The 21,609-nt window shown below is 65.5% G+C and carries 17 protein-coding genes; 14 read left to right on the forward strand and 3 right to left on the reverse strand.

What is annotated here, in order from left to right; genetic code table 11:
* Positions 1-97: 97 nt before the first annotated feature.
* Positions 98-892, reverse strand: a complete 795-nt coding sequence (locus ACLMAJ_RS00870; protein WP_412011494.1) for an enoyl-CoA hydratase/isomerase family protein — start codon at positions 890-892, stop codon at positions 98-100.
* A gap of 39 nt (positions 893-931) precedes the next feature.
* On the opposite strand from ACLMAJ_RS00870, the gene ACLMAJ_RS00875 reads away from it, so the two are divergent.
* The 14 genes from ACLMAJ_RS00875 (at position 932) to ACLMAJ_RS00940 (ending at position 19,070) form a co-directional block, all read left to right on the forward strand.
* Positions 932-1,957, forward strand: a complete 1,026-nt coding sequence (locus ACLMAJ_RS00875) for a glutathione S-transferase family protein (protein WP_412011495.1) — start codon at positions 932-934, stop codon at positions 1,955-1,957.
* 125 nt (positions 1,958-2,082) lie between these two features.
* Complete coding sequence (locus ACLMAJ_RS00880; protein ID WP_412011998.1) at positions 2,083-2,814, forward strand: hypothetical protein; 732 nt, start codon at positions 2,083-2,085, stop codon at positions 2,812-2,814.
* The gene (locus ACLMAJ_RS00885; protein WP_412011496.1) at positions 2,811-3,773 is read left to right on the forward strand and encodes an ABC transporter ATP-binding protein; all 963 of its coding nucleotides are present in this window, start codon (positions 2,811-2,813) and stop codon (positions 3,771-3,773) included. Before ACLMAJ_RS00880 ends, ACLMAJ_RS00885 begins: the two co-directional genes overlap by 4 nt.
* Positions 3,770-4,552: an ABC transporter permease gene (locus tag ACLMAJ_RS00890; RefSeq protein ID WP_412011497.1), complete on the forward strand. Its 783-nt coding sequence runs from the start codon at positions 3,770-3,772 to the stop codon at positions 4,550-4,552. Before ACLMAJ_RS00885 ends, ACLMAJ_RS00890 begins: the two co-directional genes overlap by 4 nt.
* Positions 4,553-4,898: 346 nt before the next feature.
* Entirely contained in the window at positions 4,899-5,612 is a 714-nt protein-coding gene (locus tag ACLMAJ_RS00895) for an SDR family NAD(P)-dependent oxidoreductase (protein WP_412011498.1), read from the forward strand.
* An 18-nt stretch (positions 5,613-5,630) separates the two neighbouring features.
* Entirely contained in the window at positions 5,631-6,002 is a 372-nt protein-coding gene (locus tag ACLMAJ_RS00900) for a YybH family protein (RefSeq protein ID WP_412011499.1), read from the forward strand.
* A gap of 66 nt (positions 6,003-6,068) precedes the next feature.
* Complete coding sequence (locus tag ACLMAJ_RS00905; protein ID WP_412011500.1) at positions 6,069-7,085, forward strand: alcohol dehydrogenase catalytic domain-containing protein; 1,017 nt, start codon at positions 6,069-6,071, stop codon at positions 7,083-7,085.
* Between the two features lie 66 nt (positions 7,086-7,151).
* Positions 7,152-7,856: a cysteine hydrolase family protein gene (locus tag ACLMAJ_RS00910; protein WP_412011501.1), complete on the forward strand. Its 705-nt coding sequence runs from the start codon at positions 7,152-7,154 to the stop codon at positions 7,854-7,856.
* A gap of 173 nt (positions 7,857-8,029) precedes the next feature.
* Positions 8,030-11,833: an ABC transporter ATP-binding protein gene (locus ACLMAJ_RS00915; RefSeq protein WP_412011999.1), complete on the forward strand. Its 3,804-nt coding sequence runs from the start codon at positions 8,030-8,032 to the stop codon at positions 11,831-11,833.
* A gap of 105 nt (positions 11,834-11,938) precedes the next feature.
* Positions 11,939-15,727, forward strand: a complete 3,789-nt coding sequence (locus ACLMAJ_RS00920; RefSeq protein WP_412011502.1) for a multifunctional oxoglutarate decarboxylase/oxoglutarate dehydrogenase thiamine pyrophosphate-binding subunit/dihydrolipoyllysine-residue succinyltransferase subunit — start codon at positions 11,939-11,941, stop codon at positions 15,725-15,727.
* Between the two features lie 206 nt (positions 15,728-15,933).
* Positions 15,934-16,233, forward strand: a complete 300-nt coding sequence (locus ACLMAJ_RS00925) for a WXG100 family type VII secretion target (protein WP_412011503.1) — start codon at positions 15,934-15,936, stop codon at positions 16,231-16,233.
* Between the two features lie 126 nt (positions 16,234-16,359).
* Positions 16,360-17,700, forward strand: a complete 1,341-nt coding sequence (locus ACLMAJ_RS00930; protein WP_412011504.1) for a hypothetical protein — start codon at positions 16,360-16,362, stop codon at positions 17,698-17,700.
* Positions 17,697-18,368, forward strand: a complete 672-nt coding sequence (locus ACLMAJ_RS00935; RefSeq protein ID WP_412011505.1) for a pentapeptide repeat-containing protein — start codon at positions 17,697-17,699, stop codon at positions 18,366-18,368. Before ACLMAJ_RS00930 ends, ACLMAJ_RS00935 begins: the two co-directional genes overlap by 4 nt.
* A gap of 552 nt (positions 18,369-18,920) precedes the next feature.
* A complete protein-coding gene (locus ACLMAJ_RS00940) occupies positions 18,921-19,070 on the forward strand; it encodes a hypothetical protein (protein ID WP_412011506.1) in 150 nt (49 codons plus the stop codon).
* Between the two features lie 272 nt (positions 19,071-19,342).
* Here ACLMAJ_RS00940 and ACLMAJ_RS00945 read toward each other — a convergent pair whose 3' ends face one another.
* On the reverse strand, positions 19,343-19,768 hold the full coding sequence (locus ACLMAJ_RS00945) for a hypothetical protein (RefSeq protein ID WP_412011507.1): 426 nt from the start codon (positions 19,766-19,768) through the stop codon (positions 19,343-19,345).
* Between the two features lie 92 nt (positions 19,769-19,860).
* Positions 19,861-21,507: an alkaline phosphatase D family protein gene (locus ACLMAJ_RS00950; RefSeq protein ID WP_412011508.1), complete on the reverse strand. Its 1,647-nt coding sequence runs from the start codon at positions 21,505-21,507 to the stop codon at positions 19,861-19,863.
* Positions 21,508-21,609 lie beyond the last annotated feature (102 nt).

Here is a 21,609-nt window from a genome sequence, read left to right on the forward strand (position 1 = left end):
CTAGAGCTGGCAGGCTTCTGCGAACTATATGACTCGAGTCACAAATTTTTCGGCATTAAGCGGCGAACAGGTCGAGCTTTTCGATATTCGATGCGGCTCACTCGCCTGTGTAGGTGGCCTTGCCCGGCCCGACCTCGAGGAAGCTGCGCACCGCGCCGCGCAGGTCAGAGGTGTCGAACAGGGCGCCGGACACTTCAGGAGTCACCGAATCGGCATGTGCCACACCGCCGGAACGCCACGCCCCGATGATCTGTTTGGTCGCGGCGTGCGCCTTCGTCGGCCCTTGCGCCAAGCGGTGCACGAGTTCCTTCGCCGCGGTGTCGACGTCGTCGTGCACTGCGTTCACCACGCCCCAATCGGCCATGGTCGCGGCGTCGTAGAGATCACCGGTCATCACGAACTCGCGGGCCCGGCCGGATCCGGCGCGCTCGGCGAGACGCTGCGGACCACCCATCGAGGGCGTCAGGCCGACGACCGTCTCGACAAGGCCGAACTTCGCCTTCGGCGCGGCCAGGATGAGATCACAGGCCAGCGCCATCTCGAAGGCAGCGGTCAGGGTGAGCCCATGCGCGGCGAACACCACCGGGCACGGCAGCGCCTCGAGCGGATGAATGATCTGGGCGAACAGGCTGCGCCACAGCTCGGCGCCCTGCTCGGTGGACAGGCCGTCGAAGACGTGCACGTCGACGCCGCCGGAGACCAGCTTGCCCTCGGCGCGCAACAGCAGCGCCCGTGGTGGGCGGGCGGACAGCTCGGCGAGATCTTCGATCAAGGCATCGAGCATCGCCTGGTCGAAGAGGTTCAGCGGCGGACTGGCCAGGGTCAGCGTGGCCACCTCCGCGCCGCCGTCGGTGGTGTTGCGTTCCAGCCGGGTTGCCTTTGTATCAGTCATCCGGTCAGCCTAGAAGGCACCGTCTGGAAGACTGTGGAGGTGACCAAGTCGGCATCCCTCAGTGGTTCATACGTCGAGCCCGGCGAGTTCAGGCGGGACACCAACTACATCCAGACCCGCATTACCGCGGACGGGCGTGATGGCTATCCGGTCGAGCCGGGTCGCTATCGGCTCGTCGCGGCGCGGGCCTGCCCGTGGGCCAACCGCACGCTGATCGTGCGCAGGCTGCTCGGGCTCGAGGGTGCGCTCTCGCTCGGGTTGTGCGGGCCGACGCACGACAAGTTCAGCTGGACCTTCGACCTCGATCCCGGCGGGGTCGATCCGGTGCTGGGTATTCCTCGGCTGCGCGACGCGTATCTGGCGCGCTTCCCCGACTATCCGCGCGGCATCACCGTGCCCGCGATCGTCGATGTCCGCACCGGCCAGGTGGTGACCAACGACTACGCGCAGATAACCCTCGACTTCTCCACCGAGTGGACCGAATTCCACCGCGCGGGCGCTCCGCAGCTCTACCCGCAAGCGCTGCGGGCCGAGATCGACGAGGTGAATCTCGCGGTTTTCCGCGACGTCAACAACGGCGTGTACCGCTGTGGCTTCGCCGGCGCCCAGGACTCCTATGACGCGGCCTACGACCGTCTGTTCTCCCGCCTCGACTGGCTCTCGGAGCGCTTGGCCGGACAGCGATACCTGGTCGGCGACACCATCACCGAAGCCGATGTTCGGCTGTTCACCACGCTGGTCCGTTTCGATCCGGTGTATCACGGCCACTTCAAGTGCAACCGGAGCAAGCTGGCCGAGATGCCGGTGCTGTGGGCGTACGTGCGCGACCTCTATCAGACGCCGGGATTCGGTGACACCGTCGATTTCGACCAGATCAAGACGCATTACTACGTGGTGCACACCGACATCAACCCGACTCGGATCGTGCCGAAGGGCCCCGATCTGACCAACTGGCTGACTCCGCACGGCCGGGAAGCACTGGGCGGCAGGCCCTTCGGTGACGGCACTCCGCCGCCGCCGCCCGCGCTCGCCGAGCGGGTGCCCGCACTGAACCAACCGGCATGACCGAGCGCCATGGCGGCCGGTTCTGATCGGAACCGATTCGACCGGGTACTTCGTTGTCATGACGAGCTGACGGCAGTCGGTGCCATACAGTTCACGCAATACAGGTGGAAGAGGAGGATGACGCCGTGTTCAAAGGCGCGTTCGAGAAGACGGTGGTCGAGCTGCTCGATTCCGGGTCGCGTCTGCAAGCGCCCGCCGTCGCCAAGTATGTCGACCGACTCCGGCGCTCCCACCCGACCGAGAGCCCCGCGCAGGTCATCGAGCGGCTGGAGAAGCAGTATCTGCTCGCGGTGACGGGAAGCGGCGGTGCTGTCGGCGCGACCGCCGCGGTGCCGGGTGTCGGCACCATCGCGGCCATCGCCGCCGTCAGTGCGGAGACGACCTTCTTCATGGAAGCTTCCGCGGTGTTCACCCTCGCGGTGGCGGCTGTGCACGGGGTTGCCCCCGAGGACAAGGAGCAGCGCAGGGCGCTGGTGCTCGCGGTGGTACTCGGTGACACCGGCATGGAGATCGTCGAGAAGACGGTCGGCCACTCCGCGAAGAACTGGGGCACGGCTTTCGCCAATCGCATTCCCGGGCTGTCGAGCATGAACGACTCGCTGCTCAAGCGATTCATCATTCGCTTCATCACCAAACGTGCCGCACTGATGGCGGGCAAGATCGTCCCCGCCGGTATCGGCGCGGTGATCGGCGGGGTCGGCAACCGGGCGCTCGGCAAGACGACAATCAATAACTCGCGCAAGGCATTCGGGCCTGCGCCGGTGGTGTGGCCCGCCGATCGGCACCTCATCGTCGAGGCCGATCCGCTCACCGCGATCGACCCGACGAAGCCGCAACCACCGACCACACCGCGATGAGCGCGAGCAGGGGACCCGCCTTCACCGTCCGCGGCCTCGGCAAGCGGTACAACCTGGTGACGGCCGTGGAGGACGTGAGCTTCACCGTGACCGCGGGCACCGCGGCCGCTCTGGTCGGGCCAGCGGGTGCGGGTAAGACGACCATCCTGCGGATCCTGCTCGGCCTGCTCGAACCGAGCGCGGGCTCGGTCGCCGTCGGCGGGCACGGCTTACCCGGCACCGCACGAGCGATGGGCGGCATGCTGGATCCTCGTGGAATGCATCCCGCGCGAACGGCGCGCGACCATCTGCTGGTGTACGCGGCGGCGGTCGGAGTGTCGAACGAGCGAGTCGACGAGGTGATCGAGCTCGTCGGCCTCGGCCCGACTGCCGATGCCAAGGCCGAGGCGCTGACCGCCGGACAGCAGACCCGGGTGGCCTTGGCGGCCGCGCTGCTCGGCGATCCGCCATTGCTGGTCCTCGACGAGCCGGCCGCGGGCCTGGACAACGCGGAACGCGCATGGCTGCATGAGTTTCTGCGCGGGCACACCCGCCGCGGCGGCACGGTGCTGTTGTCCAGCGAGAGTCTCGCGGCGGTGATTCCGGTCGTGGACAAACTCATTGTGCTGAGTGCAGGCTCGGTGGCCTACGAGGGCAGCCCGACCCGCCTGCGCCGTAGTCATCCCGATCGTCTGGTGGTTGCCTCGTCCACGCCTATCGCGCTTGCGACAACGCTGGCCGCGCAGGGCTTCACCGACGTGGTGATCCGCCCCGACGGGCGGCTGGCCGTAGCCGAAGCCTCCGAGGGGCAGATTCACGACGCGGCGAGGGTCGCGGGCGTGCGCCTGGACAGCATCACCCCCGATCCGATCCACCCCGACCGGGTGTTGGCCTCGCTCGCCAAACCGGCCCGTCCACAGCCAACCCCGTATCCCGGAGTGGCCGCCCATCTTCCGACGCCCCACGGGATTCCACGATGATCGACATCCTGCCGGCGGACCTGGTCCCCTCGGTCAACTCCGAGGTACGCAAGGTCACCACGCTGCGCCCGAACCGGATCCTCGGCATCGGAGTGCCCGCGGTCGCGCTCGTCGCGAGTTCGGTCACCGCCATCCTCGCCGGACCGGCCGATCCGAAGGGCGATCCCGCGACCGGGGCGGCGACGATCGGGCTGTATCTCGGCCTCGCGGCGGCGATCCTGGTGTCGGGCGCCTTCGGTGCGGCGGGCGCAGGCGCGGAATACCGCTACGCCACCATGCCGGTGACGCAGTTGTTCACCTCCGACCGTGACCGGCTCGTCACCGCGAAACTCGTTGTCACCGCCGGGTTCGCGCTTGCGAGCGCGTTCGTCGTCGAGCTGATCGCGATGGCCTGCCTGATCGGGTTCGGACACGGCAAGTTCGACTTCGGCATCCGACTGCTCACGGTGCTCGGCGGCGGCCTGCTCGCCACAGCGTGCTGGTCACTGATCGGCGCCGGTCTCGGTCTGCTGCTGCGCACCTCGACAGGCGCGGTCGCCGTACTGCTCGGCTGGCTCGTCATCGTGGAACCGTTGAGCTGGCTCGTCGCCAAGGGCCTCGGCATCGCGGGCTTCGCCACCCTGTTCCCCGGCTCGGCCACCGTCAGCACCGTCGCCGTCGGTTCCTTCCCTGACAGCGACTTCCTCGCCCCTACCCCCGCGGCGGTCGTGGTCCTGCTGTTGTGGACCATCGGCGTCGCGGGCGCGGGCTGGTGGTCGGTGCGCCAACGCGAGTTGTGAACCGCGCGGGACTGCGAGGAACCCGAGACCGCTGGCGCGGGCGGCGGCGAGGACGGTGTGGATCCGCCGCCGGCCATCGGTGCAGCGATGATGAGCATGGTCAAGTCGAGATCAGTTGCGGGCGTAGTCATGCCAATGTCTCCATTGCTACGATAGAGAACAGCGCTCTGACCCATCCTGTGTGTAGAAGCGCGAGCTGCGTCAGCTGACACTGGCGTGGGTACGCGCCGAACGCGCGTTATCGATTCGTGAGTGAAACACCCCGTGTTCCGAATCGTAGTACCGGGATTTCGGGAATTCGATCCTTTGCGCGCCGACCCCGATCCTGGAAGCGAGGATCCGGCTTATGAGCACCACGCAGAAAGTCGCCATTGTGACCGGCGCATCCCAGGGTATCGGCGCGGCCCTGGTCGTCGGCTACCGCAAGCTCGGCTATGCCGTCGCCGCGACCTCCCGCTCCATCGGCGCATCCGACGATCCCGACGTGCTGACCGTGCCCGGCGACCTGTCCCAGCCGGGTACCGGCGCCGACATCGTCGACCAGACACTGGCGCGGTTCGGCCGGATCGACACACTGGTGAACAATGCGGGAGTCTTCGTGGCCAAGCCGTTCACCGACTACACCGACGCGGACTACGACACCGTGACCGGCGTAAACCTGCGCGGCTTCTTCGACATCTCCCGCGCCACTGTCGCCGCGATGCTCGCCCAGGGCAGCGGAGGCCATCTGGTGAACATCTCCACCACCCTGGTCGACCACGCCGACTCACAGGTGCCCTCGGCGCTCGCGTCGCTGACCAAGGGCGGTCTGAACGCCGTCACGAAGTCGCTGGCGATCGAGTACGCGACCCGCGGAATCCGGGTCAACACCGTCTCGCTCGGTACCATCCGCACCCCGATGCACCCGCCCGAAACGTACGAGGCGCTCGCCGCCCTGCACCCGGTCGGCCGGCTCGGTGAGATCGACGACGTCGTCGACGCGATCCTCTACCTCGAGCACGCCGCGTTCGTCACCGGCGAGATCCTGCACGTCGACGGCGGCCAGAGCGCCGGACACTGAGCACGCGTCGGACATCTCATGAACAACACCGCGGCAAACGAAGAGATCCTCCGAGGCGTGCTCGACCGGTGGAAGGCGGCCGTCGACGCGCACGAGCCCCAGCGCGTCGCCGCCGAGTTCACCGCGGACGCGATTTTCCAGGGCCTACGCCCCTACACCGTCGGGCGGCAGGGTGTCGCCGACTACTACGACTCGCAGCCAGCGGGTATGACCGCCGCGTACCGAATCCTCGAAACCCGTCGTCTCGCGGACAATCTGGTGCTCGGCTACCTGAGCGTCGATTTCTCCTTCATAGACCGGCCGACGCTGACCGTGTACCTGAGCGTACTGGTCAAGGACACACCCGAAGGGGTTCGGATCAGCCACTACCAGGTGTCCAGGCTCGGCTGACGCAGCTCGAAGGGTCGCTCACTCAGCAACCGAAAGTCGCGACGGGACATCGGAAAGGACGCAATCATGCCCACGTATCGCGCCTTCGAAGTCACGGGGACCCGCGAATTCTCCCTGGTCACCCGCGAGCTGGGCGATCCACCGGCGCGGCAGGTGCGACTGCGGGTCGACAGCTGCGGCGTGTGTCATTCCGACACCCTCGCTGTGGAGGGGCTGCGCGCCGACCCGACGCAGCCGGTCGTTCCCGGTCACGAAATCGTCGGTGTAATAGACGCCGTCGGCGACGGTGTGACCACATGGCGGATCGGGGATCGCGTCGGTGTCGGATATCTGGGCGGCCAGGACAACGAGTGCGACCTTTGCCGGCGAGGTGACTTCGTCAACTGCACCGATCAACCGTGGACCGGGACCACCGTCGACGGCGGATACGCCGAGTACACCTTCGCCCGCGCGAGCGGGCTGGTCCGGATCCCGGACGGCATGGATGCGCTGGAAACCGCCCCGCTGCTGTGTGCGGGACTGACGACCTATAGTGCCCTGCGGCAGATCGAGGCCCGCCCGGGCGCTCTCGTCGCGGTCCAGGGGATCGGCGGGCTCGGACACCTCGGCCTGCAGTACGCCGCCGAGCTCGGTTATCGGGTCGCCGCTATCGCCCGCGGCACCGACAAGGCCGAGCTCGCCGCGCAACTCGGCGCGGACCATTACATCGACAGCGCCGCCGAGGACCCCGGCGAGGCGTTGCGCGCGCTCGGCGGCGCCGCGGCGATCATCGCCACCGCGGCCAGCGGCGCCTCGATGTCCCCGCTCGTCGCCGGCCTCGCGCCGCGGGGTCGGATGGTGGTGGTCGGCGCCGCACCCGACCCGATCTCGATCCGAACCTCCGACCTGATCTTCGGCACCCACATGGTCTCCGGGAGCCTGACCGGCAGTTCCATCGAGAACGAGGACAATCTCATCCTCAGCCAGGCCCGCGGCATCCACCCGATGATCGAGGTGATGCCGCTGGCGGAGGCGCCGGAGGCGTATGCCCGCATGATGTCCGGCAAGGCACGGTTCCGCGTCGTCCTGGACATGCGCAACTGATGTGATCCGAGTCGACGAAGCATGAACGCACACCGATTCATCACGACAGTCCACAAGGGGAAACACATGAGAATCAGCACCACACCCGATGGCACCGAGGACAGTCGGACAGAGGATGTGATGGGCGCTGCCCACGCCTATCCCAGCGATGAGACCGCACTGCTGGTCATCGATCCGTACAACGATTTTCTCTCCGAGGGCGGCAAGCTGTGGCCCTCGGCCAAAGAGGTCGCCGAAGGAGTCGGGTTACTCGACCATATGCGCGCCATGCTCGCCGCAGCGCGGAGCCGCGGCTTCCGGGTGTTCATCGTGCCGCACCACCAGACAACGCCCGGCGACTACCTCACATGGGACCACCTCTCGCCCACCCAGCGTCGCATCGTCGAACGACAGACGTTCGCGGTCGGCAGCTGGGGAGCGCAGTGGCACCCGGACTTCGAGCCCCGCGAGGACGAATTGGTCATGAGCCAGCACTGGTCCGCGAGCGGCTTCGCCAACACCGACCTCGACATGATGCTCGTGCAGCACCGCATCCAGAAGATCGTCCTCATCGGCATGAGGGCCAACACGTGCATTGACACCACCGCTCGGTTCGGTCAAGAACTCGGTTACCACGTGACCCTCATCCGCGACGCCATCGGCGCGTTCCGCTGGGACGAAATGACCGCGACGTTCGAGATCAATGCGCCGCAATACGCGCACGCGATCTTGACGACGGACGAATTCCTCGCCATCGTCAACGGCCGGTCCTCGGCAGCCCAACCACAGTAAATCCAACGAAAAAGGCACCATCATGACCATGGTGTTCGGCAACATCGACGCGTCACGCAACTCCCCCGTCGGTGCGTGTCGTTAACGTCGGGTTATGTGTAGACGAAGACGATCGAGATGGGCGAGCACCTGATTTGACTGAACATCTGGTTGGCGAGCGCTCGCGCGGTTGGATGCGCAGACTGTGGGCCGAGAGTCGGTCGCATGGCCGGCTGCTCGTGGGGATCTCGGCCGCGTTGGCGGTCGGGGCGGTGGTGGAAATTACCGCGCCGCTGCTCACCAAGCGGGCGCTGGATGCGGCGGGGGTCGGGGATACCGACGCTATCGGGGTGGTTGCCGGACTGCTCGCGCTGCTCGCGGTGGGGCGGTTCGCCGCCGCGTTCGGGCGCAGGATGCTGGCGGGGCGGCTGTCGTTGAACGTGCAGCACAGTCTGCGGCTGCAACTGCTCGGCTCGTTGCAGCGACTGGACGGAACCGGGCAGGACGCGATGCGCACCGGGCAGGTGGTGTCGCGTTCGATCACCGATCTGCAACTGGTGCAGGGGCTGCTCGCCATGGCTCCGCTGTCGGGGCTCGCGCTGGTGGAGTTCGTGCTCGCGGCCGCGGTGATGGTGTGGCTGTCACCGCCGCTGGCCGCTGCCGCGCTGTTGGTAGTGCCGGTGATCGCGCTGGTGGTGTATCGGATGCGGCCACGGCTGTATGCCGCGACCTGGTCCGCGCAGCAGCGCGCCGCCGAGGTCGCCCAGCACGTCGAGGAGACGGTCACCGGGGTTCGTGTGGTGAAGGGGTTCGGGCAGGAAGCCCGCATGGTCGAGGTGCTCGAACAGCACGGCAGAACGCTGTATGCCGAGCGGATGCGCGCGGCACGGATAAACGCGCGGTTCGCGCCGACCGTCTCCGCGGTCCCGCAGGCCGGACTTGTCGCGGTCATCGCCTTCGGCGGACTGCTCGCGCTGCACGGCACCATCAGCATCGGCACCTTCCTCGCCTTCGCCGCCTACGTCGCCACCATGACCTCGACCACCCGCACCATGACCTCGGTGGTGATCATGGCCCAGCTGACCCGCGCGGCGGCCGAACGGGTCTACCAGGTAATCGACACCGCGCCGACGATCGCCGACCCCGTCACACCCACCCCGCTACCCGACGGCCCGCTCGGCATCGAAATAGACGCGGTCACTTTCGGATTCGACCCCGACCGCCCGGTGCTGCGCGACCTCGACCTCACCGTGCGCCCGGGCGAGACAGTGGCGATCATCGGCCCCGCCGGTTCCGGCAAGACCACACTCTCACTGTTGCTACCCCGCTTCTACACACCGGACGCCGGCAACATCCGCCTGTTCGGCACCGAAACCGACCGCACCGCTTCCCAATTCGATGCCACCCCGGACACCTACCCGGCGTCGCCGGGTCCGCGACTCGACCACGACGCCGAGCCACCGGGCGGTGGGAATCCGGCGGCCGTCGATATCGCGGACCTTCGCGCTGCCGATCTTCGCAGCGCGATCGGCGTTGTCTTCGACGACCCGTTCCTGTTCTCCGACAGCATCGCCGCCAATATCGCACTCGGCCGTCCGGATGCCACCGACACCGAGATCCGGCAGGCCGCCGAGTTGGCAGCGGCTGACGACTTCATCACTGAACTGCGCGACGGCTATGACACTGTGGTCGGCGAGCGCGGGCTGACCTTGTCCGGCGGTCAGCGCCAGCGGATCGCATTGGCAAGGGCGCTGTTGGCGCGGCCACGCATCCTGGTGCTCGACGACGCCACCTCCGCGGTCGACGCGGTGACCGAGGCCGCGATCTTCGACACACTGCCGGATCAAGGCGGGCGAACGACATTGATCCTGGCCCATCGCGAGTCGACCCTCGCGCACGCCGACCGTGTCATCCGGCTGCCTGCTCCGACTGCGACCCATCACCTCGAGCACGTGAATGTGGCGGCGACTACGGTCCGAGTCGGCCACGGGCCTTCCGCGATCGGTGGCGCGGGGTCGGGCGCAGCGGCCGATCTCAGCGAGACTCCCGAATTGCGTCGCGATATCGAGCGGCTACCACCGGCCATCGAGGAACCAGGTCTGGACGAGCGGCGGCTGCGGCAGCCCGATCCCGGCTTTCGGCTCGGTCGGCTACTGCGCCCGGTCCGCTGGCTGGTGCTGATCGTGATCGGTCTGCTCGCGCTGGACGCGCTCATCGGGGTCGGCTTCCCGCCGATCGTGCGCTATGCGATCGATTCCGGTGTCGGGCACAGGGATTCCGGTGCGCTGGCCATGGCGGCAGTACTCGGTGCCGTGCTTGTGCTCACGGGGCTCGCGGTCGCTGCCGTGGCGACCGTGCTCACCGCGCGCACCGGCGAGCGGGTGCTGTACGGCTTACGCGTGCGCAGCTACGCCCATCTGCAACGACTGGGGCTCGACTTCTACGAGCGGGAACTGTCCGGACGCATCATGACCCGGATGACCACCGACATCGACGCGCTGTCGACCTTCTTGCAGACCGGCCTCGCGACCACCCTGATCGGTGGCCTGACCCTCATCGGCATCGCGGTCGCACTGCTGGTCATCGACGCATCACTCGCGGCGGCGGTGCTGGTGGCGCTGCCGGCGCTCGCGGGCGCGACCTGGCTGTTCCGTCGGGTCTCCTCGACCGCGTACACGGTGTCGCGCGAGCATGTCTCGGCGGTGAACGCCGATTTCCAGGAGAACGTCAGCGGCCTGCGCGCGGTACAGGCCAGTCGGCACGAACCGATCGCGGCGCACCGGTTCGCCGAATACTCCGAGCGCTACCGCAACAGCAGGATGCGGGCCCAGCGCGCTATCTCGATGTACTTCGCGTTCGTCATCGCGTGGGCCGACCTCGCGTTGGCGGCGGTGGTCTTCATCGGAGCCCGCGAGGTCGCGGACGGCACAACGAGTCCTGGCACGCTGATCGCCTTCGTGCTGTACCTGGAACTGCTGTTCGCGCCGATCCTGCAACTGTCCCAGGTATTCGACGGATATCAGCAGGCCAGGGTCGGGCTGCGCCGGATCGGTGAACTGTTGCGCACGCCGTCCTCGATCGCCGCCGACTCTGCCGATGCGATCGCGATCACGGACGGACTGCGCGGCGAGGTCACCGTCGACGATGTTCGATTCCACTACCCGGGCACCCGAACACCCGCCCTCGACGGCGTATCGCTGCATATCCCAGCAGGCTCGACGCTCGCGCTGGTCGGACCGACCGGCGCGGGTAAATCCACCATCGTCAAGCTGCTTGCTCGCCTGTACGACCTGCCCGATGACCGGGACTTCACCAGGGATACCGAACACGTTGTTCGAAATCTCGGCAACGGCACTGTCAACGGCGGGCGCGTAACCGACAGCGCGATCCGAGTCGATGGCGTCGACATCCGCGACTACCGCCTCACCGACTACCGATCCCGACTCGGCATCGTCCCGCAGGAGGCTCACCTCTTCACCGGTGACGTCGCGAGCAACATCGCATTCGGGAAACCTTCGGCGACCGATGCGGAGATCGCCGCGGCCGCGACGGCGGTCGGCGCTAGCGACATGATCGCCGCGCTTCCACTCGGCATGCGCCAGCCCGTCGGCGAGCGCGGCCGCGGGTTGTCGGCGGGGCAGCGTCAGCTCGTCGCGCTCGCGAGGGCCGAGCTGGTCGGCCCTGATCTGCTGCTGCTCGACGAGGCGACCGCGACGCTCGACCCGGACTCCGAGGCGTCGGTACTGCTAGCGAGCCGTTCGCTGGCGCGGGGGCGGACCACGGTCATCGTCGCGCATCGGCTCGGCACGGCCGCACGAGCCGATCAGATCGCCGTTGTCGATCACGGAAAGATCTCGGAAATCGGCACGCACGCCGCGCTGGTGGCCGCTGGCGGGCCGTATTCCCGGCTATGGGCTGCTGCCCGGGAAACCGAGGGAATATTCTCGGTCACAGACGAGTCGTCACCTATGGGATCGGAACTGTCGGGTGGTCAGTAGATCCGCCGGATTGCTGTTGGGCCTATCCTCAGACAGGGCGCATCGGCGCGTATCCGCTGATCCCCGTGCCGGGCACGTCACAAACGTCGCAGCGCGAAGAACGAAATGAGGCGAACACCTGCTGTGAGCAGCTCAACTTCCCAGTTCGGACAGAACCAGTGGCTAGTCGATGAGATGTATCAGAAGTACAAACAGGATCCATCTTCGGTAGACGAGAGTTGGCACGAGTTCCTCGCTGATTACACGCCTGAAGCCACTGGTGATTCCGGTAACAGCCAAAACGCAGCGCCCGCGCAGGCGGCGGCGCCGACACCGGCTATGACCTCCCCCACACCCGCGCCCGCCGCAGCTGCACCTGCCCCGGCCGCACCGGCGCCTGCCGTACCGGCCACTGCTGCTCCGGCTCCGGCGAAGCCCGCGGCTCCGGCCAAGGTCACCGCGCGCACCCCGCAGACAACTCCGGCACCTACCTCGAACGCGGCACCAACCTCCGGAGGGCCGAAGCCCGCCGCGGCCGCCGACGAATCGAAGGTGCTGCGCGGTGCGGCCGCAGCGGTCGTCAAGAACATGTCCGCCTCGCTGACCATCCCCACAGCGACCAGCGTTCGTGCCATCCCGGCGAAGCTGATGATCGACAACCGTCTTGTCATCAACAACCACCTGGCCCGCACTCGCGGCGGCAAGATCTCGTTCACCCACCTGCTGGGTTACGCGATCGTGCAGGGCGTCAAAGCCTTCCCGAACCTGAACCGGCACTTCGCCGAGGTCGACGGCAAGCCGAACGCGATCACCCCAGCGCACACCAACCTGGGCCTCGCCATCGACCTGCCCGGCAAGGACGGCAGCCGCACCCTCGTCGTAGCCGCCATCAAGGGCTGCGAAGAAATGACCTTCGGGCAGTTCCACACCGCCTACGAGGACATCGTCCGCCGGGCCCGCATCGGCAAGCTGACCACCGAGGATTTCACCGGTGTCACCATCTCGCTGACCAATCCGGGCACCATCGGCACCGTGCACTCGGTGCCACGACTGATGCCGGGCCAGGGTGCGATCGTCGGCGCGGGCGCCATGGAGTACCCGGCCGAGTTCCAGGGCATGAGCGACGAGCGGATCGCCGATATCGGCATCGGCAAGCTGATGACGCTGACCTCCACCTACGACCACCGCATCATCCAGGGCGCTGAGTCCGGCGACTTCCTCCGGACCATCCACAACCTGCTGATCAGCGATGAGTTCTACGACGAGATCTTCCACGGGCTCGGCGTGCCCTACGAGCCGGTCCGCTGGCGCAAGGACATCCGCGAGCGCGGCGTCGACAAGAGCTCGCGCGTGCTGGAAATGATCGCGGCCTACCGCAACCGTGGCCACCTGATGGCGGACACCGATCCGCTGCGCCTGGTCAAGGACAAGTTCCGCAGCCACCCCGACCTCGATGTCACCCAGCACGGGCTGACCCTGTGGGATCTGGACCGCACCTTCAACGTGGGCGGCTTCCATAGCCAGGAGCAGATGAAGCTGCGCGAGGTGCTCTCGGTACTGCGCGACGCCTACTGCCGCCACGTCGGTGTGGAGTACACCCACATCCTCGATACCGAGCAGTTGCAGTGGATCCAGGAGCGGGTCGAGCAGAAGCACGCGAAGCCGACCGTCGCGCAACAGAAGTACATCCTGAACCGACTGAACGCGGCGGAGGCCTTCGAGACCTTCCTGCAGACCAAGTACGTCGGCCAGAAGCGCTTCTCGCTCGAAGGCGCCGAGACCGTGATCCCGATGATGGACGCGGTCATCGACCAGTGCGCCGAGCACTCGCTCGACGAGGTCATCATCGGCATGCCGCACCGTGGCAGGCTCAATGTGCTCGCCAATATCGTCGGCAAGCCGTACTCGAAGATCTTCACCGAGTTCGAGGGCAACATGAACCCGGCGGGGGCGCACGGCTCCGGCGATGTGAAGTACCACCTCGGTGCGCACGGCACCTACCTGCAAATGTTCGGCGACAACGAGATCGAGGTCTCGCTGACCGCCAACCCGTCGCACCTGGAAGCGGTCGACCCGGTACTCGAGGGCCTGGCCCGCGCCAAGCAGGACATCCTCGACAAGGGTGACGGCCCCGAGGGCTACTCCGTTGTCCCGCTGATGCTGCACGGTGACGCCGCGTTCGCCGGTCAGGGTGTTGTCGCCGAGACGCTGAATCTGTCGGGGCTGCGTGGCTACCGCGTCGGCGGCACCATCCACATCGTGGTGAACAACCAGATCGGTTTCACCACGGCGCCGGAGAACAGCCGCTCGACCGAATACTCCACGGACATCGCGAAGTTCATCGGTGCGCCGATCTTCCACGTGAACGGCGACGACCCGGAGGCGTGCGACTGGGTGGCGCGTCTCGCGGTGGACTTCAAGCAGAAGTTCCGCAAGGACGTCGTGATCGACATGGTCTGCTACCGGCGTCGCGGCCACAACGAGGGCGACGACCCGTCGATGACTCAGCCGGCCATGTACGACGTCATCGACACCAAGCGCTCGGTCCGCAAGGCATACACCGAGAGCCTGATCGGCCGTGGCGATATCTCGCTGAAAGAGGCCGAGGACGCCCTGCGCGACTACCAGGGGCAGCTGGAGCGAGTCTTCAACGAGGTCCGCGAGCTGGAGAAGTACGTCCCGGAGCCGAGCGAATCGGTCGAGGGCGACCAGCAGGTGCCGACGACAGTCGTGACGGCCGTGGACAAGACGACCCTGCAGCGCATCGGTGACGCCTTCCTCAACGTGCCGGACGGTTTCAGCGTGCACCCGCGCGTCAAGCCGGTGCTGGAGAAGCGTCGCGAGATGGCCTACGAGGGCAAGGTCGACTGGGCTTTCGCCGAACTGATGGCCTTCGGCACGCTGATCGACGAAGGCAAAGCTGTCCGGTTGACCGGTCAGGACTCGCGTCGTGGCACGTTCACCCAGCGGCACTCGGTGATCATCGACCGCAAGACGGCCGAGGAGTACACCCCGCTGCACAACATCGGCAGCAAGAACCCCGGCTGGTTCGCGGTGCACGATTCGGCGCTGAGTGAGTACGCGGCGGTCGGCTTCGAGTACGGCTACTCGCTGGGCAACCCCAACGCACTTGTGTTGTGGGAGGCGCAGTTCGGTGACTTCGTCAACGGCGCGCAGTCCATCATCGATGAGTTCATCTCTTCCGGTGAGGCCAAGTGGGGCCAGCTGTCCGACGTTGTGCTGCTGCTGCCGCACGGCCACGAGGGCCAGGGTCCCGACCACACATCCGGCCGCATCGAGCGGTTCCTGCTGCTGTGTGCCGAGGGCTCGATGACGGTCGCCGTGCCGTCCACCCCCGCGAACTACTTCCACTTGCTGCGCCGCCACGCACTGGACGGCATCCGCCGCCCGCTGATCGTCTTCACCCCGAAGTCGATGCTGCGCAACAAGGCTGTGGTCTCGGACCTGAAGGACTTCACCGAGTCGAAGTTCCACTCGGTCTTCAACGAGCCGACCTACGAGCAGGGCATCGGCGACCGCAACAAGGTCAAGCGGGTCCTGATGACCAGCGGCAAGCTCTACTACGAGCTGCTCGCCGCCAAGGCGAAGGGCACCCGCGACGACGTCGCCATCGTGCGGATCGAGCAGCTCTACCCGCTGCCCAAGTTCCGCCTCAACGAGGCCCTCGCGACCTATCCCAACGCGACCGATATCGCATGGGTCCAGGAGGAACCGGCCAACCAGGGCGCCTGGCCCTTCTTCGGCCTCAACCTCCCGGAGGTCCTCCCCGACCGCTTCACCAAGCTCCGCAGGATCTCCCGCCGCGCCATGTCGGCACCGTCCTCGGGTTCGAGCAAGGTGCACGCGGTGGAACAGCAGGAAATCATCGACGAGGCTTTCGAGCCGACCACGTAGTTAGCTGATTGATCCGGACGCCGGGTCGAATCCACTTGGTATGGAGTGGATTCGACCCGGCGTTCCGCATTCCAACAGGGTCGACACCACAGAGCGCCGCCGGTAGTGTTCGTGTCTATGAGCGACGGGGGTACGCCGGCTTCTGGCCAGAACGTCTCGGTCGTACCCCAGCAGGTCCGCGAAATTCAGTCGAGCCTGGATCTGCCGTGAGCTCACATTTCTCGGTAGACCTCGACCACCTCGACCAGATCGTGTCGCGCCTGTCCGGCCTGGCCGGGTTCGTCGCCGACCACTTGGACGAAATCGACGACAAGGTAGCCGTCCTTCACGGCAGCGGCTGGGAAAGCGTTGCCGCCCAGGCATATGCGGACGCCCATCGCCAATGGGTCACCGGCGCACGCGAATTCGCCGAGGGAATCCGCGACATGAGTGACGCCGCCCGCAAAGCCCACGACCGCTACACCACCGCCATCGAACTCAACCGCCAGATGCACCAGGGGACATGAGAAATCGTGGCCATCAACCTGGACTGGCAAACCTACTACGACGCCTCCAAGGAACTCCACACCCTCGCCGATGAGATCGGCAACGCCCTGCATCCACTGCGAAACGCGCTGCACGGCTGCGAACGTATGGCAGGCGACGCCTCGGAGACCGTCGAATGGATCAACCACTACGACCGGCATGCCAGCGAGCTGATCTCGACCACCATGACCATGGCCAACGCGCTCGCTAGATATGGCGACGCACTCGCCGCGACCGGCTACAACCTCGGCTTAGCCAACAGGTCCAACCCGGCCCCCGAACGCCCCACCCAGGTTGGCTCGGTCTTCGACGGCAAAGAACGCACCCCGCCATCGACAGCCAAGGGCGACAACGGTTCCGGCGTCGAAACGACAGTCGCGGGACTCCTCGAAGCCCTCGGCAAGATCCCCAACGGCGACACCACGAAACTCGGCAACGCCGCTGACGCATGGAAGGCCTTCGCCCAGCACACCAGCATTACCGAAGCCCCCGCCCGCCTCAGCGCCGTCATCAACAAATTCGAAGGCGATCACCCCAACCTCGACGACATCCTCAGAAACCTCAACACCCTCCACGACGGCGCCCAAGGTATCGGCCAAGGAACCCTCGCCATCGGTTCGCCCCTCGCCGACTACAACTCAGCGCTCGGCGAAATGCGCAGCGACATCCATGACGAGGTCCTCAAAACCGAACTGGAACTCACCGTCGTCCTCGGCCTCGCCGTCGCCTTCAGCGTCTTCGCCGGAGCAGGTGCCGTCGCGGGCGCGGTCGCAGGCGGCGGCATCATCGCCAGCGCCGTCACCGTCATCCGCGCCACAATCCTCCGCAGCCGCATCCTGCGCATAGTGGGTTTCATCGGCGGCATCGCCACCGCCGCAACAGCCGCCGAAGCCTTCAAACCCATCCCCGACCTCAGCTTCCAAGCCGCGCTTGCCGCTATCGCGTCGATCACTGTCAAGATGGCAGACGACGACAAGCCCGCAGGTACAGGCAATTCCACCAATACTCCAGGGACAAGCGAGTACGAGCGGCGCATTGAGGAACTAGCGAAGGATCCCGCTAAGAATGGCGCATCGAGCCCGCAATCGAAACGGGAAGCCGAAGTCGGTTTGCAAGCAGAACACGACGGCTCGATCCCTGGACCCATCACCAGAGCACAACCCGGACCAAACGGCGAGGATCAGGGCGAGTTCATCGACTCCAACAACGAGCGATGGGATGTAAAAAGCTCCCCTGACTCACAGCCAGGATATCGCCCCGGCGCGGGGCAGCCGATCCCCAACCCTCAGACGGACGAACAGTTCACTAAGATGATCGACAAAGATATTGCAACCGGAGAGAATGTCCTCCTCGATCCCGATGGCATGTCGGCTGCCCGCCGAGCCCATCTCGATCAGTTGGTGGCAAACAATCCAAATTGGCGAGGAAAGGTAGTCTGGGGTAGATGACCAGAACATACGGACGCTCACGCGAAAACGTCGTTCGCTGGCCTGATGACGTGACAGCACGTCACATTCTGGAAGAATACCTGGATAAACTTTCGACCGAGTCGGCCTCCTCGCTTTCGGTAGATTCTCTCCTCGCTGCCGACGGAACCCAATTAACTGGAGCAGACCTCTCGGGCCTGCACCTTCAAGAGGCGTCACTAAATGAATCTAATTTGCGTGGCGTCCACATAACAGAAGCCGACCTATATCAAGCCTGGCTAATGTCTGCTGACATTAGCTACGCCGATCTCACGCATACCGACTTGCGAAAAGTGCAAGCGCGCGGCTGCAAGGCCGAGTACGCAGTTCTTCGCGAGTCGCAATTACAAGGTGCCGTATTCGAGGGCGCCGACCTGAAGGGTGCCGATCTAAGCGAGGCAAACCTGATTGATGCGACCTTCACAGGTTCCGATCTGCGTGGCGCCAACCTTAGCCGATGCCGATTCAACTGGACTGATTTGTCAGACTCCCGACTCGGAGACTGTCTTGTGACAGAAGCTGTCGGTATGATTCTCGGACCGATTGACATCGGCACGAATACTCCACACGTTCTTGGAGGTGCGGAATTGAAATCTTGGTTCGCCGCCCACGATGCACCAAATGTTGAGATCTACCTTCCCCCAAGGTGACTTACAGATTATGAGGGGGCCCACGCAATGTACTTCCACCGTGATGATCACCGGCGATAAGAGCCGCTTCGCCATCGAATTCCAACTCGACGAGGCAAAGTTGTCGAAAATGACTGATTATCTTGACTGGGCCGACTCGCATACGAGGAGCTGTCCTTCAAAACTTTCGTGATTTCCAATTCAACGACGGCGGTAGACATTGCTATCAATGGATCAACGTAAAGAGATTCAGACTGTCAAGCCGCGATGCCAGCGACCGAACGGTCCTGCGCTCACTTGTGTCAAAGGTCGAATTCCGAGACGATTACGTTGGAGGCGGAGTAGACGCCACGGGAACACGGCACGGCCCATATTGGCGGAATCAGATTTCCGCGGACTCGTACCAACCTCGAAATAGTACTTATACACCGCACCGAGGGAAGCGTCGCGCTCATCGTTGCAGCAGATGACTGACGTCTCGAGCGTGTTTCCCATCGAGCAGCCACCAGCGGCCAGCCGGAGAGACATGCCATCGAGCGTGGCGCGGTGTTCAATGCTTCTGACTGTTCAATTATGTTGAACGCTATCGATGATCGAACAGCGGTTCGGCGGTTGATCGAGCTCGTAACCAAGGACCTGCATATCGCCTGGGCCCGAACCGATGTTCATCGGTTCTTCACCACCGGTGTGACCGCCGGGGAATTCGACCAGCCGCACGCCTGACCCCGACAGCCGCCGTGAGCCTCCTGGCCTTTCCGAGCGAGATGGTCAGGGGCGCTTGCCTTCTGGGCACCTGCCCGAAGCCTGGCAGTCACGCGAATGCCGGACGATACATACCGTCGACAACCAAGTTGTCGTCAGTTGCCAACGGAGCTCGCAGATGCCCTGACGGCCGGGTCGAATCCACTTGATACCAAGAGGATTCGACCCCGCCGTTCGGCATTCCAACAGCGGTCGACACCTTCAACGTGCAGGGCGACGACCTCCTGCGGCCGTCAGGGTGTGGAGATGCCGGTGGCGAACTTGACTATGACCTTGTCGTCTGTGACCTCCTGCACCGTGACATTGACGCCGTTACTGGGCTGGGTCTCACCGACCGGGACGGTGACCTCCTGACCAGCCACCTTCAAGGTGATCAGGTTGCCGTTGACGGCAACGAGTTCCGCATCGATGCCGAGGATGCTGGCCTTGGCGTTCACGCCGCGGGTGAAGGTGACCGTGCAACCGCCGAGGTTGCAGTCGGACTTGGTGCCGGCGCCTTCGGCGGTGCAGGCGACCGCGCCGAACGAAGCCAGCAGGGCGAAAACGCAGAGGGCAATCAGCCGTCGGAGAAACATGCCGCCGAGTGTAGGGCGAATCCGGATTTTTCGGACATGCTGTCGTTCCCGATAGGTTTCCCGCGACCGCGGCGCCAGATCCACGCGCCCGTCCAGCAGGGCGGCGAACCTGCAGCGGGTCCACCGCGACCTCGATCGAGAACAGGTCCGACGGTGCATCCGGAGGGCTCGCCGCATTACCGTGGTTGCGCGCTGGGAGCTGCCGTGTCGGGTTCGGAGGCCTGGTCGGGCCGGACGTCGGGGTGCGATGCTGCTGTGACGCCCGGTATCCGGTCTTGCACAACATAACTGGCTCGGGTGTGGATGGGCGCGCCTGGGCGGCGAATGTAGGGGACGACGCGGAAGTCGTTGCGCCACAGGCCGTGGTCGAGTTCGACTCGGACGTAGCCGCGTTGTGCGTTGAAGAACTTCATGTCGGGGTTGGCGGCGAGTAGGTTGCGGCCGGTGGCGGTGGTGTCGGCGCCGTCGCCGCCGCTTGTGATCGAGGTTCCGGTGAATTCCGATGCGACGATGGGTGATTCAGGTACCGAGTAGTCGCGGCGCAGGTCGGCGGCGTAGTTGTGGTGGCGGTCGCCGGTGATGACGACGAGATTGCGTACGTCGCGGTCGGCTGCTGCGCCGAGCACGGTGTTGCGGTCGGCGACATAGCCGTCCCAGGCGTCGGTGCCCAGTTCGGTGCCAGGGCCCGGGTCGTAATCGGATTGACCCATCGCCACCTGATTGCCGATAATCTGCCAGCGGGCCGGGGATCGGGCGAACCCATCGATGAGCCAATCTCGTTGCTGCTCACCCAATATCGTGCGATCGGATGCGAGTCGGTCGGCGCAGTCGGTGGCTTCGCCGTCGTCGCATACCCGCTTGGAGCGGTACTGCCGGGTGTCGAGCATCGTGATCTCGGCGAGGTCGCCGAATGCGTAGCGCCGGTGCAGATGCATGTTCGGCCCCGAGGGCAGCTGTCCGATCCGCAATGGTTGGTGCTCGTACATCGCTTGGAAGGCAGCGGCTCTGCGGCGGCGGAACAACGCTGGGATGCGATAGATATCGAATCCCAGCCCTGGGGCGTCGGCCGCCCAGTTGTTGTCGACCTCGTGATCGTCCATGGTGACCAGCCACGGGAACGCGGCGTGTGCGGCACGCAACGGCTCCTCGGCCTTGGCTTGTGCGTAGCGCAGGCGGTAGCCGGGCAGATCAACCGCTTCGTCACGAAACTGCGGCTGCACCGTCATGCCCTCGCGACCACGGTTCCAGCCGCGTTCGTAGATGTAATCCCCCAGGTGCACAACCAGATCGAGGTCTTCGGCGCTCATGTGCTCGTAGGCGGTGTAGAAGCCGGAGGTCCACGACTGACACGAGGCGAACGCGAAACGCATACGCGCGGTGGGTTGCCCTGGTGGCGGGGCGGTGCGAGTCCGGCCGATCGGCGAGATGACCGATCCCGCGCGAAAGCGATAGAAATACCATCGATTCGGGGCCAAACCCGTGACCTCTGGATGCACTGAATGAGCGAGTTCACGCGTCGCGACGGCGGTACCTCGCGTCACTACCTGCTGGAAGGACTCGTCATGCGCGACTTCGTATTCCACGGTCACCGGGGCTTGCGCCATCCCACCGAGCCCGTCCGGGGCGAACGGGTCGGGAGCCAACCGAGTCCACAACACGACGCCATCGGCGTTGGGTTCCCCCGAGGCCACCCCCAGGCTGAACGGATCCCCCAGCCAACGCGGCGCGCAAAACCGCCCGCTACTTGCCGCCGACGCTCCGACCAGCACCGCGATCGAGCCGACGGTTCCGAATCGCAACAACTCTCGCCGAGACAGACCCATACGTCAGGGTATATCGACCGCGCCCGATTCGAAGCGGGTGGAACGATGCCGACCATCCCGATGGTGGAGCGCTTCGCCGAGGCACTGGAACTGCGACTCAGC

Origin of the sequence: Nocardia arseniciresistens (assembly GCF_046764875.1) — a bacterium.
Classification (GTDB): Bacteria; Actinomycetota; Actinomycetes; order Mycobacteriales; family Mycobacteriaceae; genus Nocardia; species Nocardia arseniciresistens.